Genomic DNA, 16206 nt, shown 5'->3' on the forward strand with positions numbered 1-16206 from the left:
TTAAGATAAGTATTATTCTTCGTGCAATGCAATTGCAGGATGTATGCCCGCAGCTTGTTTACCGGGGTACAAAGAACACGCAAAAACCAAAATATAGATAAACATTGCCGATAAAAGCATTGCAATAATGTAAATGCCTGCTTCTATGTTATATACATTTAATAATGGAAACTGGATGGCAAAAAAACATCCAACAACGATGGCCATGGTAGCCAAAATCATAGATTCTGTAACAAGTTGAGCAGAAACTGCATTACCACTTGCCCCAATTGCCCTTCTTAAACCAATTTCGCCTTTTCGTTTATTTATGTTGTACCACAAAACGCCAAATAAACCCAGTGCCACGTTAATAATCAGGAAACTTGCAATAATGACAAAAATAACCATCGGAATAATAGTTTCTTCATTCCTCGAATCCCTCATTTCATCAACGTGTTGAATTTCTATTGCACTACGCATACTAACGGCCATAAACTTATATAATTTGCTTTCAAAAGTTGCATTCGCAGTTTCTCTTACTTTTATTAAAACCGTACTAGTATATTTTAAATAACCTGTATCTAGCTGGGCAAATACACCATTATTACCAGGAATGAAATCTCCATTTGCTTTAATATCTTTTACAACGCCAATAATTTTAAGTTTCTCTTTATCATCAAAATCGCCTATAATTTTCCCTGTTGCTTTTTCGTTGCCAAACATTTCTTTACTAAATGTTTCGTTGATAATAATACTTTTGTTTTTACCGATGTTATCTTCTGGCAAAAACCATCTCCCATCTATTAACGAAATGTTCCATACCTTTTGATAATCGGCCCCTACCTTATAATCGCTTATATTGTTATATTCTTTTCCCTTATTTACTAAACCTCTGCTCATAAAACTATCAGAATATGGATAATTTGGACTGGTAAAGGAAGCTTCCTCAATCTCAGGCATTGCTCTAAGCGATTTGATAAGATTTTCGTATATGATACTTAAAGAATCTCGATTTTTAGTGAGTTGCCCATTACTATATGTAATTGCCCAAACTTTTTGATAACTGAACCCTAAAGGCTTAGTATAATTTTTATAGTAGTAAGTTAAGTATGAAAAAACTGCAAATATTACAAGGAAAGAAACTAAGATTTCGGATAGGAAAAGGAAATTCTGTTTCCTTTTATTCCATATTAATTTGAATAAGTGTTTAAACATGATAATATCGTTTAATAATAATTAATTATGCTTTAAGTGCTTTAACTACATTTAGTTTCGACATTCGCCATGCTGGATATACGCCTGAAATTAAACCAAAAAGTAAGCAGGCAATTAAACTGTAAAACAACACGCTGAAATTCATTGTTAAGCGCATATTTGAAACCAAATTTGCTCCGTTTATCAAGTAAATAACAATCATCGAAAGTACTAAGCCAATAATTCCACCAAGAAAAGTAAGAATCATATTTTCTACAACGAATTGATAAACTAAAGTTTTTGAGGATGCCCCAAATGCTTTACGAACTCCAATTTCTGATGAACGCTCCATAATTCTGGTAATGTTTATATTAACAAGATTGATAGTTGGCAGCAACAGGAATAAGAGAATTAAAACGCCCAACATAGATACAACTTTTGTGACACCTGTATTGGTCGAATTGCCACCAATTCTTCTGGTTAAACTGGTAAAATGTGGGTCGGCATTGCAGTAAACTTTATCAAAGTCTGCTGGTATTGGTACCTTTTTCATCATTTTATCAAACTCATTTTTCATTTTAGGAACATCTTGCTTAGTTTTCGCCAATAGAACGGCGTTATATATCCCCATTAAGCCATTATCATTATCTTGCTGTTTTGAGATTGTGTAAGGCAAAAACATATCGCCACTAAAATTTCGGAGCGTTTTCGATACATTTTCTACAACTCCAATAACTCTGTAATTAATATTATCGGCAGAAATGTATTTACCAACAACCGATTTCTCATCTCCAAAATAATCTTCTTTTGTTTCTTTTGAAATTACAGCAACCAACTCCGCGTTATCAATTTCCTTTTGAGAAAATGCTTTCCCTTCGATAAATTTATAGTCGAGTACATTCCAATAATCGGCATTGGTATATTTATATTCTATAACCAGTTTTTTATTGTTCACATAGGCGTTTGAAGCCTTTGGCGAAGATGAAATCGCCATTTTTTCTACATTTTTTAAGGTTGATACGTATTGCTTTAAAAAATGAAGGGAAACATTACCCATATTTACCCAACCCTCTTTAGAGTTTCTGATCTCAATTCTATCTACATATAAAGAACGATCTCTCTTTAAATCAGGATAATCGGGGCTTAAAACTTTATCCATAAAAGCAGTTGCAACCATTAAAATGGTGAGTGTAAAACTGATTCCGAATAAGCTGATGAAGGTGAAAAATTTTCTCCTTCTTAATACAGCTATGGCGATTTTGAAGTAATTTTTTAGCATAGTTGTATATTATTGAACTTGAGAACCATCGAAAAGACGAACTAATCTGTGCGTTTTATGCGCCATACTTTCATCGTGAGTTACCATTACAATTGTAGTTCCTTCGTTTTGGTTGAGGCTGATCAGTATATCCATAATCTCATTTCCCATTGCGCTATCCAGATTCCCTGTTGGCTCATCGGCCAAAATAATTTGTGGATTACCTACAATGGCTCTTGCTATAGCTACACGTTGACGCTGACCACCAGAAAGTTGAGTTGGAAAATGTTTTAAACGATTACTTAAACCCACTTTTTCTAAGGCTGCTGTTGCAAGCGCCTTACGTTCTCTTGCTGATAAGTTACGATATAGCAAAGGCAACTCTACATTGTCCAGAACTTGTAAATCGTTTATCAGGTGATAACTTTGGAAGATAAATCCTAATTTTTCGTTACGAAACTGGGCAAGTTTTTTATCTGAAAAACGACTGATATCCTGACTATCGATATTGATATTCCCTTTAGATGGTTCATCTAACAAGCCCATAATATTTAGCAATGTGCTTTTTCCGCAACCAGATGGCCCCATAATGGATAGAAACTCGCCTTTAGCAATATCTAAACTAATGCCGTTAACAGCCAGTGTTTCTACTGTATCGGTTCGGTAAACTTTTTCAATGTTTTGTAAGCGTATCATAATTTGTAATTTAATATAAAGTGGATTATGAGTGATGTAATATGGTTAATTTGTGTTTATTTTTTGTTCGTTATCCAAATTAAGAGAACCAGAGCAGCTGAAAAGAATCTTAACAATTAAACTAATTTAGCCTTGGTGGAGCAGCCACAGGCTCAGTTCTCTTAATCAGGTTTTATATTTTCAATAGGTAATTTTTACATTTTTTTCAAAATCGTATAACGATAAATAGCGAAGCTGGTAATAAGCGCCCCAAAAATCGCGAAGCGATGAAACATAATCGCGTTTGGCTCTATCATTTTCTTGAAAAGCAATACTTAAATCAGTAATACTTAAATTGCCCAAAACGTAGCGTTCGCTTGCTATTTTATACTTTTCAGCTGCGATTTTTTCTGCTTCATCGGTTAACTGGATTTGTTCTTTCATCATATTAAAAAGTGTTACCTGCGTTACAATTTGCTGTTTAAAAGTTTGCTTATCCTGTTCTACTGCATAAGTAATAAATTGCTCATTTGCCTGGGCCGTTTTTGTTCTCGATTTCGATCTGCCCCAATCCATAACTGGAATAGAAAGTTGAAGTTGAACCGATTGTTGGTTTTTTGGATTTCTGTAAACATCGAAAGCTGTATTTGCAGCATTAGAAAAACCAAGATTTGCACTTAACGTTGCTTTTAAGCCATTTTCGCCTTTAGCCTTTGCAACATCTCTCCTTGCTTCTGCCAGTCGTCTTACAAAAGCAATTGCATCAGATCGATTTTCGAAAGCCTCGGTCAGCACTTTTTCGGTTGCCACACTCATTTGGGCAACCACAGCTGGCATATCTAACTTAATACGGTCGTTGCCTTCAATACCTGTGTAACTTCTTAAATTTAGCGTGGCAATTTCTACATCGCGTTTTGATGTACCAACAGCTTTTTGCGAGTTTAAAACCTCTAATTGAAGCTGAAGAATTTCATTTTTAGATATTTTGCCTAATTCGAATTTGGTATCGGCAATGGTTAAAATCCTTTTAGTATTTGCATAGTTTAGTTCTGCAATATTTAGGTTTACCTGAGCCAGTAACAAATCGAAAAAATACTCGGTAACCGTTATCGATATTTTTTCCTGAGTTTCGATGAAAGCCTGCTTGCTTTCGTTAAACTTTAATGGTTCTATTTCCTTATCCCACTTTAAACTATTAAACTGGAGCAATGGCTGTGTATAGCCGAGCCCATACGGAATACCATTGTACAGTACGTTATTTCGGTCGAAATCATCAAAACGTTGTAACTGCGTTGTACCATAAATTGTTCCGCCAGTTGCCGCTATACTCTGACTAAAATTTAGCGTTAACGACGAATTATCGTAATGAACTGGCTGAAAAATTATACTTCCATTGGGTTGCTGAACTTGAGTATAAGTTTTAGTATAGCCAGGCAAAATTCCTTCTAACGCTAATTGCGGTTGATAATTAGATTTAAAAGTTCGCCATTTCCAATATTCGGTTTCTTTTACTGTTACAGCTTGTTTCGCTGCAATGGAGTTTGCTTTAGCCATTTCTACAACTTGAGGCAGATTAAGTTTGAGTGTATCTGTTTTTGCGATTGCCAATGCACCAAAACTGATCCTACATAATAAAACGATAATTAAAAATTTCTTTATCATCATCTTAATTACTAATGGTTACAGTTTTAGATTTTTTGTAATCACCCATATCAGAGGTAATCACTTCATCGCCTGCTTTTAAACCGCTTAAAATTTCTACATAATCGAAATTGCTTAAACCAGTTTTTACCGTTCTACGTTCGGCTATGCCATTTTTTAAAACGAAGATTTCTTGCAGGTTAGAACCATTAAATGCAGGTCCGTTTGCAATTCTTAAAACATTGTTTCGGGTTGCGGTAACGAGTAAAACATCAACCTTTTGGTTAGGCCTTAACTCTTTGCTATCCTTTTGATTAAGCTGAATATCAAACGATACAATTGCATTACTTACCGCTGGAGATATGTTTACAATTGAGCCTCTAAGCTGCGTGTTGCCAATACGAATAATGGCGATCATATTATTATGAATTTTATCGAGTAGATTATCAGACATGCTACCTGCTACCTTAAAACCGCTTAAATCAGCAATTTTTACTAAAGCATCGCCTTCGTGTACCGCAGAACCAATATTTTTATTTACCCAAGTAATTACACCAGGTCTTGTTGCAATTAAATCAGCCAAATCGAGTTTACGCTTTAAAGCATCTAAATCATTTCGTTGAATGGCTAAAGCAATTTCAGCTTCCCTAATTTCAATTTTCATGGTTTGCTGCTTGCTTTTAATTTCATTTTCGAGCTGAAGTTTTTCCAGCTCTGCAACTTTTAATTCCAACTCTGCATGTTCTACATCTTCCTTAGTTCCTCCGCCTGCTTTTAGTAATCGTTTAGCCGATGAAACGGCATCTTTTAAATTACTGATACGAAGTTGCTTAATGCTATTATTAGATTTTATATCAAAGAAGCTTTTCTCTAAATCGAGTTTCAGTTTACGGATTTCATTTTCTTTTGATTCCATTTGAAACTGAAGTTTTCCATAATCGGTTTGGCTTACCGATTTATCGAGTTCTAAAATAGATTGGCCTTTATTTACTTTGTTTCCAGCATCCATTAAAACTTTTTTTATCGAAGCATTAATCGGACTGGTTAATACTTCTTCAAATTCGGGCAAAACTTCGCCAGTTGCATTTATTGTATTTTCGATAATACCTGTATCTACCTTAGCCGTTGTAATATCTGAATTTGTTAAAGTTGGTTTGAAATAAAACCTGATAAACCAAATACTAGCAAAAACTATTACGATAATTATAAAAATGATGAGGTAATTTTTCTTCTTTCTTTTTGCAGAAACTTCTTCTTCGATGGGTTTGTCCATTAAAATATTTTACATCAGCCTTTACAAGCAAAATGCCAATATTAAATACTTGTAAATCAGTAATTTAACTTAATTCAAAAAATAAAAAATGCCCGATATCGAACGTTTTGTTTGTTATCGGGCAGAATTTAATATTATCCAAGTTGAGAGAGATTTTAATCTGTTTTAAATCTAGATTTTTACCTATATTTATTTCATTAGAATTGTATTGTAAAATATTATACTCACTACATGATCAAATTAGATTGTGTAAAAAGGCTTAACAGAATTGTTTTGCCTGTAAATGTGTATTGATAATTTTTTACAAGAAACAATGATTCAAAATATAAAAATAGCCGTTTTAGGTGGCGGCGGCAGAACTGGAAAATACCTTGTTAACGAATTAATAGCAAAAGGATATAGTGTTAAACTCTTACTCCGAAATCCTGAAAACTTCCAAATAAAAAGCCCTTTAATTGAAATAATTCATGGAGATGCAATTGACTTTGTAGCAGTAAACAGTCTTTTAAAAAACTGTCAGGCTGTAATAAGTACGATTGGTCAGCGTCCTGGCGAACCATTAGTTGCTGAACAGGCAACTAAAAATGTTCTGGAAGCGATGTCACGAAATGGCATTAACCGATATATTTTATTAGCCGGCATTAATGTCGATACTCCTTTCGATAAAAAAGGGCCAGAAACAATTAACGCCACCAATTGGATGAAATCAAACTTCCCAATCATTCAAGAGGATAGACAAAAATCATATTCACTTTTAGTTAATAGCTCAATTAACTGGACTTTATTGCGTGTACCATTTATTGATTTTAATCAGGCTAAATGTAAAATGGGTATAAGTTTGTACGATTGTTTGGGGAATAAAATAGATGCTGGCAGTATCGCAACTTTTCTTACATTACAACTCGAAGATTGTACTTATTACAATAAAGCTCCATTTATTTACAACGCTTAATAGAATAAAGTATGTGTCGATTGAATGGCTATATTTTATGCATTTAACTACTTAACTTATTATTTTATTAGAACTAAGTTTACCTTTACACAATGAAAAGACTGAACAGCGATACATCAAATGAAGAATTGCAAGATGTTAAAAAAGGAGATTTAGTAACTGATACCTTTAGCAAAACTGGTTTGGTAGAAAGTATTGAGGTTACGGATGATGCTTTGTATAGAACTTACCAATTCCACCTCGTAACAGGGCGAGTAATTACGGTTAAGAAATAAAAAAAGAGGGGCTTAAAGGCCCCTCTCAAAATTGCATTGAAGTGTACCATTAGTGGTAATGATAAACCTCTAGCAATCAAAATAATGTAATTACCATAGTTTAGTTTGCACCTGGTTTTCAGTTAATACCACAATTGCAGGCACCTTATGTATTACATCGTTTTTAAACAAAAACAATTATTATTCCAGTTTTAGTTTAAGGCCCTATTATTCGTAAATTAGAATAATTTTATAATTTATCGATTTTATTTATCGCAGCAGTCATATTTCCTGAGCCTGTTTTCGCAATAATATGTTTCCTATGACTTTTAACAGTTTCTATACAGAGATATAATTTTTCGGCAATTTCCTTACTTGTATATCCTTTTCTGGCCAGTTCTAAAACTTCCATTTCTCGTTTCGATAATGTGTGGTGAGAATCGGAAAACTCTGTTTCATGACAAAGCATATATATTCCAGACGGAGAAAGCTTATGAATTGCTAAATTTATGCTACTCGTAAATCGGTATTGGGTAATATCAGTACAATTTATATACTCTAATGCTGGTTTTCCATCATCAGTAAAACTTAAAAAATTACTTTGCCGTAAAATGGTAACATAGCTATTATCTGCGGCTTTGATCCTTAAATTATAGCTAAATCGAAGCTTCCCCCGTTGTTCGTTTGGCGTGTTGTAGTAATAATTAAAAATTTCTATATGGATATTTCTTAACAACAACAAATCTGTAGGGTGAACAATACTTAAAGCAAAATTGATCCCTCTTAGAAGAAATACATCTTTATCGTATCCCAAAATTTTCTTAATGGATGTGCTCATGCTAATATATTGCATGTTCGACCAATTGAAAACTCCCTGGTAGCCAGTATGGGTTTGTTTCTCGAAATTTTCTACCTCGAGGTTAAAATAAGGTATATGAATATTTTCCTTGCTGGTTTTTTTTGAATAACCAGCAATTCGGTATAACTCGCCAGTTGAGAGTATATCCAGGAGATTCATAGTAATTGAATTATAGGGCGATTAAAATTAACAAAATAACTCAACATTTAACAGCCTTAAAATCACTCTTTTGAGGGATAAATCCCCTAAAAATAAGGTCAACCAACGTTTATAAACTTATATTTATAGAATGATAATTTCGATTGATAAAAATATACCTACATCAAATTTGTTAAACGTTAAAGTTGGTTCAATTATTACTGATAACATTTTACGTGGAACAGTGAAAGATATTCAGATAACTGATACGGATGAGTTTTGGTTATTTATTTTCTACTTGGAAGAAGGAAATCAAATTGAGATTAAAAAAATTAAAAACATTTGTTAAAAAGAAATTTAGAAAAAGCTGAAAAGTGTTATCTATCAAATTGCTACACACATATACCCGATCCAATTGATTATCTACTTTAACAGCAGAATAAAAAAACCAAAACGTATCTTTAAAATATAGTGGTGAACTATTATTCATCATTCTTTTTTTGACCCTCCATCTTACCTTCAGTTAAGCCAAATCTTTGTATGATTTGGCTTAATCACTTAAAAAAGGTTCTGAAATATTTACCTAAATACTATTATAAAAACCTTTTTATTAAGGATATTTGCAGCAAATTGAAAAACTATGCAGAACTTTAAAAACATCATTTTTGATTACGGAAACGTTATTTTCGATATAGATTTTAGAATTGCTCAAGCCTCATTCGAAAAGTTAGGTGTAAACGATATCGAAAATTTCTTTGCACATAAAAGTCATAATCAGCTGTTTGATGATTTAGAAACTGCTGCAATTTCGCCAGCAGAGTTTAGAGCAGGTATTAGAAAAGCTGCAAATAAACCTGAACTTACTGATGAAGAAATTGATAATGCCTGGAATAGCTTATTAATTGGAACCATCCAGGAAAATCATGATTTACTACTAAAGGTTAAAGAAAAATACCGCACTTTCTTGCTCAGTAATAACAACGAAATTCATTACGATTGGATTATTAACTATTTGAAAACGACTTTTAAAATCAATAATTACGATGATTATTTCGAAAAGGCATACTTTTCGCAACACATGAAATTGCGTAAACCAAACATTAATATTTTTGAGCAGGTTTTAAAAGAAAACAATTTAAATCCAGCTGAAACCTTGTTTATAGATGATAGTCCGCAGCATATTGAAGGCGCTAAAAAAGTAGGTTTACATACATTGTTGATGACGGAAAAACCTGCAAATCTGGAATCATTTTTAAAATCAAACGGAATTTTATAAATTGTTTTATGGCTGAAAAAAAATTTAAATCGCTTAAAGAATTTTATCCTTATTATTTAACTGAACACGTTAATACCACTTCGCGAATATTGCACTTTATTGGTACAGGCTTAGTTGCCCTGGCTTTTATTACAGGTTTTTTATTTCACGATTGGCGATTTTTTCTGGCTATGCCGATTGTAGGTTATGGCTTTGCCTGGGTTGGCCATTATTTTTTCGAAAAAAATAAACCTGCTACTTTTAAATACCCTGGTTATAGTTTAGTTAGCGATTTTATTTTATTTTACGATTTACTTACGGGCAAACAAGGTTTTGTAGCGAAGAAAGATTAAGTTTTTTTTAAACCCATTGGTTGAATTGGTAAGCAAATTGCAGACAAGGCTTTCGAATGGCTCAAACTAGCAACTAACTTTGTTTGTAAACCCGATTGACGGGGAAAGCGCCCTATTCTTCATCGGGCCTTGTACCAAAAAGCGGGGCTGAATAATCCGAAAAATTACTGAATGTTCGTTTTCAAATAATTACAATACCGCTTTTTTTATTTAACCCCAGGTTGTTTAAGTGAGTAACCAGTTTTGGCTTTCTCTGCTTTAACCATTTCTTTAACCTCCTCTAAAAGTTTTTTGGCATCGTAAACAATGCCATCTTTTATGGTATATTTTACGCCTCCAGCACGAATTACTTCGTTATTGGCATTCAACTTTATGGCACCAGTACCGTATAAAACCTGTAAATTAGCGAGTGGATTCTCTGCTACAATTACGAAATCGGCAAGTTTACCAATTTCGACACTGCCTAAATCTTTATCTACACCTAATGCTTCGGCCCCATTTAGTGTTGCGGCCTTAATTACTTCTAAAGGATGAAAGCCAGATTCTCGTAAAAGTTCCATCTCTCTCACGTACGAAAATCCAAATAATTGATAAATAAAACCTGCATCGGTACCAACCGTTACTCTGCCTCCACGGTTCTTATATTCGTTTATAAATTTCATCCAAAGCTGATAATTTTCTTTCCAATCTACCTCTTGCTCAGTACCCCACGAATGCCAGTAAGAACCATGAGAATTCCAACTTGGGCTATAAAAATCCCACAATTTAGGCATGGTATAATCGGCATGCCACTCTGCCGTTCTAGCCCGCATTAAATCGCGGTTTGCCTCATAAATATCCATTGTTGGTGTTAGGGTAAAATTTAAAGCGATTAATTCATTCATCACCTTATTCCACCTTTCTGAATAAGGTGCCGCTGCTTGTTTCCATAATGTTCCAGCTTCGCCAAAGCGATCTTGCTCATTTTGATAATTATAATCATTAGAATAATGCTGAATGGTTCGATCGGTAAACATGGCTTCGGGTAAACCATACCAATGCTCTAAGGAAGTTAATCCAGCTTTTGCGCTGTTCATGGCATTCCATCTACCAACATCGGTTTGTGCATGGTGCGCCATGGCTCTTAAACCAAGTTTCTTATTTTCATCAATCGCGGCAGCAATAATATTTGGTGCAACACCGAAAAACTTGATACCATCTGAACCTTTTTTGGCGTTTTCTCTAACCCAATTTCTGGCTTGCTCTGGAGTAGATATTGGGGTTTTACTTCCCTGACCAAACACGGTATAGGCATAAATTCTTGGTGCAGTAATTTCGTTTTTAGCACTTTTGGCCTTTTGATCGAGTGTCCAATCAATACCATTCATGCTGCCCGGTTCGCGAATTGTAGTAATTCCATGTGCCATCCATAATTTAAAAACATAATCGGCATCGGTACCTTTATTTGCGCCACCAATATGCGCATGCATATCAATAAAACCAGGCATTAAAAACATACCTTCTGCGTTTAATTCCTTACCGCCACTTATCAGTTTTGGTCTTCTAGCTGCATTTATCGGCTGATTTGGAGTTCCTACAACCGATATTTGAGCGATCCGATTATTTTCGACAACGATATCAACTGGGCCTAAGGGTGGCGAACCTGTACTATTTATTAAAGTTACGCCTCTAATAATTAACTGGGTATATGGGCCATCACCTTCTTTTCGAGGTTCGGCTTTTTTTACACCGTTTTGCTGCGCAAAAACCTGAATAACTAAACATAAGCAGGCGATTAACAGGTTTATATTTTTCTTCATCGATTATTTAGTTTTGAAGCATTTAATGATTTAAAACTGCTAATTAAATAATTTACCAGGTTGAATTTTTAAGGCCGCTCTTTTATTAAGCAACTCTGTAACTTTATCTGTTTTATTTAAAGCTTGATATTGACTTATCAGATATTTGTAAACACTAAATTGATAAGGATTATTTTTTAAAACCTGTTCGTATGCTAATAACGCTTGTTCTTGATTACCTCCATTTTCGAAAACCTTAGCTTTAGTATAATCTAAATCTGCTTGTAAAAACGGATCGGATTTAACCACTAAAGAATTAAGCAATTTTGAGGCTTCTTCGTTATTTTTTTGAGCAGATAGTAAACGAATAAGTCTTAATTTATCAGCATCTCGCAATTGATTGGTTTTTGATTTCGCTAAGTTAGAATAATGGGTTACACTATCATTTTGCTTTGTATTACTGTAAAACTCGGCCAAACGGAGATTATAATCGGCTCGATCATTACCCGAAGCTGCTAAAATTCTTTGCGCTTGTTTTATGGTTTCAATTGCAGTTTTATAATCGCCGTGAATGGCTAAAGCATCAGCATACAAATTTCGGTATTCGTAATTTTGCGGTTTTTGCGCAACTAAGTTTTTTAAAACATTAATAGATTCGGCATTACCTATGCCAGCTTTTAAAGAGGCTGAAAATGCTTTTGCATCATCTTTTCGATCTCTCAGATAGGTAGAAACTGTAGCTCCGTTCTTTCCATAATCATCAGCGGCTTCAATAGCTTCAGGAATTAATGCATTTTTCTTATACATTTCTCTTAACAAAATATTTACCCGAGCCAGTTCCTGATAATCATCTTCCAGCTTGTAAGACTTTTTTAATTGTTCCGCCTGTTGCTTTACTGCTGTTTCATTTTCTATGATATTATTTAATTGCTTTGCGCCAATTAAATCGGCATAAGCAGCATAAGTTGGTGCATAATCAGGGCTAATTTCTTCTGCTTTTTTTAGCCAAATTTCTGCAGCTTCAAAGTTCTTTTTACCAGTATTAATTTTTGAATAGGCTAAAATGGCAGGCAAATACTTGCTATCATAAGTTAAAGCAGTATCTAAATATTTGGCAGCCAAATCTGCATTTGTTCTAGATCTGTTGCTTAAATTTAGGTATATGTTAGCCCAGTTACTGGCCATGGCGCTCTTATCGCCAGCCAGGTAAGCCTTTTCTTTTTTAACCAGTTGTTCTAAAAATTTATACATTTCTGGATCTTTAGATTTCAAATCGGCTGTTGTATTCATCGATTTAAAATCAAGTGGATGCACTTTTACAGGCTCAAAAAAAGCAGGGTAAGTTTGTGCAAAATATTCGCTTTCATTATTTTGAGAATAATAATCGAGCGTTCTCCCTTCTTTCATTGCGTTATAATAAAGCTTTCTAATTTTGCGACTTTCTTCATCTGTTAGCACTCTTCCATGAAAAAGATGAACATATTCGTGCAGGATTACATTTCGTTCTAAATAAGCGCCACGTTCTACGTATTCAATGGCCGCAGCACCACTACCTACACCTCTTATATCCATCCATTGTCTGTTATCGAAGGTGGTGTTTGTTCTAAAACTTGGCGCATTCATAACAGTCGCCAAATCCTGGTGTAAAGGTGGGATTCTAAAAACATTGTCTCCTTTTGATAAAAAAGGGAAATAAACCACTGATGTAAACAATTGATTCCAAACCATTGCTTTGGCAATTTCACCAGGATAGTAAGACACATCGGGAAACACTTTTGTAAAATTAACCATATCGGTAATTTTGGTAGTGTTTAATTTGTTGGTTATAGAATCGTACATGGATAGATAGGGAATTCGCTTAGATTTTATAACTGCTGATAATCCGTTGTGAGCAGGACCATAATGTTTTTTTTGAGTTAGAATTTGTTTAAAAATCTTTTCAGCAGAATCTAATCTAAGTTTTCTGTTCATATCGAAAGCAGCATAATATAGTGAGCCGCGATGCAGTTTAGGAATTACAGAATTTGGATATTTTTTTTCGATTGTGCGTGTATAATCTATCGCCTCTTGAATCTTATTTGCCTTAAATAATTCATCAGCTTTTTCTAAAGCTTTTCTAACTTCATCATCGTTTTTTTCGGCATAATCTGCATATGTTAAATTGGTATGCCCATTACCCCAATGCCAATGCGTTGGGAAATGCAATGGATTAACCGCCAAAGCAATTTCCCATTGGGCCGCCATTGCATTTAACTGTGTAGCATCTACCCTTCTCCAAATGGCATATCCATAACTAAATCTGGCATCGGCATTGAAAGGATTAATTTCTAAAGATTTTTTTAAAGGCGCTTCGGCCAATTGGGGTTTTTGATCCCAGAAATATACATCTGCTTCTAACTGAAAAGCCTGTGCATCTTTCGGATCATTTTTTTGAACTTCTTTAGCCAATTCTAAAGTTTTAACGTAATCTTTTTGAAGCAGTTTAATTTTACCAAGCATCAATTTTAATTCATTTGATGGATTGGTTTTCAGCGCCTGCTCGCATATTTGGGCTGCTTGTGGCAATCTCCACGCTTGCATTTGGAGATAAGCGTTATACAATATTACTTTCGGATTTTTAGGTTGTAACTTATTTAGTTCGCTAACAATTTTTTCTGCTGATTTAAAATTATTATTCAATAGGAGGTAATCTACTTCCAGCATTTTACGTTCGAAAGAGCCCTGCTTTAACTTATTCATTTCTAGCAAAGCCTTATCCCACATACCTAAATCAAACATTTTTTCTATAACAGGTACTTTATTTGGCTTGGCCACATCAATTAACAATTGTTTTCTGGCCTGTTCTAATTTTGTAAAAGCTAGGGCAGTATTGTCGGGATCAGTGGTTTGAGCCGAAACTTGAATAGCGCCAATCAATGCTAAAAATCCGAAAGAAAATATTTTTTTTCTCATTTGTTATTTACTTTTTATGGCTACAGAATTTATTTCTTTAACAACCTCATCGTAAAGTTTATCTGCATCAACTTTTGTTTGAATTAATGATGGCTTATGAATGTAAATCATATGACCAGCTTCGTAGTAGGTAAAGTTTACATTTTTACGTTGCTCTGGCCTCAAGCCCATTGTATTGAAAGTATATTCTGACGCAAAATAAGGTGTTGCCAAATCGTAATAACCGCAAAGTACCCAAACTTTTAAATGAGGATTGTTAGACATCGCTGTTCTTAAATCTTCAGCAACGTTTAAATATCGGTTTTGAACATTATTGTAATTCCATGGATTTACTCTCCCTCCCAAAATCTCGTAGGGCAAATCGTTTTTATATTTCAGTTCTGCCCTTACATAGTGATTTATGGCTGCGCTGTATGGGCCTGAAATTGTTCCTGTATTACTTGGGTCGAATTCGGGCGTTACACCCACATCATTATAATCTCTTCCAGTAAAGCGACTGTCCAATCTACCAACGGTTAAACCTTCCGTTCTGCGCAATTCTTTATCAAATTTATGAATATCGATACGAAGATTGGTTTGACGAATATATTCTTTAGTTAAGCCAGTATATCGACTTAGTTTATTTACTATATTTTCATAATCTTGGCCCGTCAATTCAGAGCCTTTCATTAAGGCAATATTGTATTCCTCTATAGCAAAATCTTCTACTTCTTTTAAAAATGACTTCAAATCTTTTTGCTGTAAATCGGCAGGTAATTTTTTATGATACCAAGCTGTTGCAGCATAAGTTGGCAGAAAAAGTGGGAATGGATAATCGTTACCCACATCAAATCTGGCGGTTTGCATATTTAAAATAGAGCTGATTAAAATTACACCGTTAAGGTAAAACTTATGTCTGCTTTGCAGATAGTCTGACAATCCAGCTGCTCGTGTGGTACCATAACTTTCGCCAGCCAAAAATTTAGGAGAGCTCCATCTTTCATATTTCGAGCTAAAAAGCTGAATAGCATCGCCCATGCTTTGAAGATCTTCTACATAACCGTGAAATTGTTTATCGCTTTCCCCGGTAACCGCTCTGCTATAGCCTGTAGTTACTGGATCAAGAAAAACCAAATCAGTTTTATCTAGCCACGAATATTCGTTATTAACGTAACTATATGGCGGAGGCAAAACATCGCCTTTATCAGTCATAACTACACGTTTTGGACCTAAAAGCCCCATGTGCAACCATACCGATGAAGAACCTGGGCCACCATTAAAAGTATAGGTAATCGGTCTTTTGCTTTTATCGCTCACTCCATCTTTAGTGTATGCAGTAAAAAATATATTGGCTTTAGGTTTTCCATCTTCGTTTTTTAATTGAAGATAACCTGTAGTAGCGGTATAATTTATTACTTGCCCTTTAATGGTTACACTATGTTTCGTAATTACAGGCGGTGGAATATTTGGAGAATTGGATACAATATAACCTGTTGGATCTACTGGTAAAGCTACAGCAGGTGTTTTAGAATCCGTTGGTGGTATTACCGCCGCCTGACCTTGTTGCTGGCGATTACCACCAGGCTGGGCAACAACGTTTAGTGCCAGAAATGTTAGTACTACAGCGATAGCAACACATTTTTTATTTCTTATATATGTCATATCA

Annotated in this window: 14 protein-coding genes; 5 read left to right on the forward strand and 9 right to left on the reverse strand. The window is 34.5% G+C overall.

What is annotated here, in order from left to right:
* Nucleotides 1-12: 12 nt before the first annotated feature.
* The 5 genes from ACZZZI_RS19950 to ACZZZI_RS19970 form a co-directional block, all read right to left on the reverse strand.
* On the reverse strand, nt 13-1194 hold the full coding sequence (locus ACZZZI_RS19950) for an ABC transporter permease (RefSeq protein ID WP_463490948.1): 1182 nt from the start codon (nt 1192-1194) through the stop codon (nt 13-15).
* A 25-nt stretch (nt 1195-1219) separates the two neighbouring features.
* Complete coding sequence (locus ACZZZI_RS19955) at nt 1220-2452, reverse strand: ABC transporter permease (protein ID WP_463490950.1); 1233 nt, start codon at nt 2450-2452, stop codon at nt 1220-1222.
* Between the two features lie 9 nt (nt 2453-2461).
* Complete coding sequence (locus ACZZZI_RS19960; RefSeq protein ID WP_463490952.1) at nt 2462-3127, reverse strand: ABC transporter ATP-binding protein; 666 nt, start codon at nt 3125-3127, stop codon at nt 2462-2464.
* 180 nt (nt 3128-3307) lie between these two features.
* Complete coding sequence (locus ACZZZI_RS19965) at nt 3308-4771, reverse strand: TolC family protein (protein ID WP_463490954.1); 1464 nt, start codon at nt 4769-4771, stop codon at nt 3308-3310.
* A 1-nt stretch (nt 4772) separates the two neighbouring features.
* Nucleotides 4773-6020, reverse strand: a complete 1248-nt coding sequence (locus ACZZZI_RS19970; RefSeq protein ID WP_463490956.1) for an efflux RND transporter periplasmic adaptor subunit — start codon at nt 6018-6020, stop codon at nt 4773-4775.
* Nucleotides 6021-6333: 313 nt separating this feature from the next.
* On the opposite strand from ACZZZI_RS19970, the gene ACZZZI_RS19975 reads away from it, so the two are divergent.
* Nucleotides 6334-6972 carry an NAD(P)-dependent oxidoreductase gene (locus ACZZZI_RS19975; RefSeq protein ID WP_463490958.1) on the forward strand — a complete coding sequence of 213 codons (639 nt, stop codon included), beginning with the start codon at nt 6334-6336 and terminating at the stop codon, nt 6970-6972.
* A 92-nt stretch (nt 6973-7064) separates the two neighbouring features.
* On the forward strand, nt 7065-7247 hold the full coding sequence (locus ACZZZI_RS19980) for a hypothetical protein (protein ID WP_316758044.1): 183 nt from the start codon (nt 7065-7067) through the stop codon (nt 7245-7247).
* A gap of 229 nt (nt 7248-7476) precedes the next feature.
* Here ACZZZI_RS19980 and ACZZZI_RS19985 read toward each other — a convergent pair whose 3' ends face one another.
* Nucleotides 7477-8244, reverse strand: a complete 768-nt coding sequence (locus ACZZZI_RS19985) for a response regulator transcription factor (protein WP_463490960.1) — start codon at nt 8242-8244, stop codon at nt 7477-7479.
* A 130-nt stretch (nt 8245-8374) separates the two neighbouring features.
* Here ACZZZI_RS19985 and ACZZZI_RS19990 point away from each other — a divergent pair, with 130 nt between their 5' ends.
* The 3 genes from ACZZZI_RS19990 (at nt 8375) to ACZZZI_RS20000 (ending at nt 9831) form a co-directional block, all read left to right on the forward strand.
* Nucleotides 8375-8572 carry a hypothetical protein gene (locus ACZZZI_RS19990; protein WP_463490962.1) on the forward strand — a complete coding sequence of 66 codons (198 nt, stop codon included), beginning with the start codon at nt 8375-8377 and terminating at the stop codon, nt 8570-8572.
* Between the two features lie 291 nt (nt 8573-8863).
* Nucleotides 8864-9499: an HAD family hydrolase gene (locus tag ACZZZI_RS19995; protein WP_344764474.1), complete on the forward strand. Its 636-nt coding sequence runs from the start codon at nt 8864-8866 to the stop codon at nt 9497-9499.
* 8 nt (nt 9500-9507) lie between these two features.
* Nucleotides 9508-9831 carry an Mpo1-like protein gene (locus ACZZZI_RS20000; RefSeq protein ID WP_344764476.1) on the forward strand — a complete coding sequence of 108 codons (324 nt, stop codon included), beginning with the start codon at nt 9508-9510 and terminating at the stop codon, nt 9829-9831.
* A 206-nt stretch (nt 9832-10037) separates the two neighbouring features.
* On the opposite strand, the gene ACZZZI_RS20005 is transcribed toward ACZZZI_RS20000, so the two are convergent.
* Genes ACZZZI_RS20005 through ACZZZI_RS20015 form a run of 3 tightly spaced genes read right to left on the reverse strand, consistent with a single transcriptional unit; the run spans nt 10038 to nt 16202 of the window.
* Complete coding sequence (locus ACZZZI_RS20005; protein ID WP_463490965.1) at nt 10038-11630, reverse strand: amidohydrolase family protein; 1593 nt, start codon at nt 11628-11630, stop codon at nt 10038-10040.
* Between the two features lie 39 nt (nt 11631-11669).
* Complete coding sequence (locus ACZZZI_RS20010; RefSeq protein ID WP_463490967.1) at nt 11670-14561, reverse strand: tetratricopeptide repeat protein; 2892 nt, start codon at nt 14559-14561, stop codon at nt 11670-11672.
* A gap of 3 nt (nt 14562-14564) precedes the next feature.
* The gene (locus ACZZZI_RS20015) at nt 14565-16202 is read right to left on the reverse strand and encodes a S10 family peptidase (RefSeq protein WP_316758030.1); all 1638 of its coding nucleotides are present in this window, start codon (nt 16200-16202) and stop codon (nt 14565-14567) included.
* Nucleotides 16203-16206: the final 4 nt, after the last annotated feature.

The organism is Pedobacter sp. AC190, assembly GCF_979258025.1.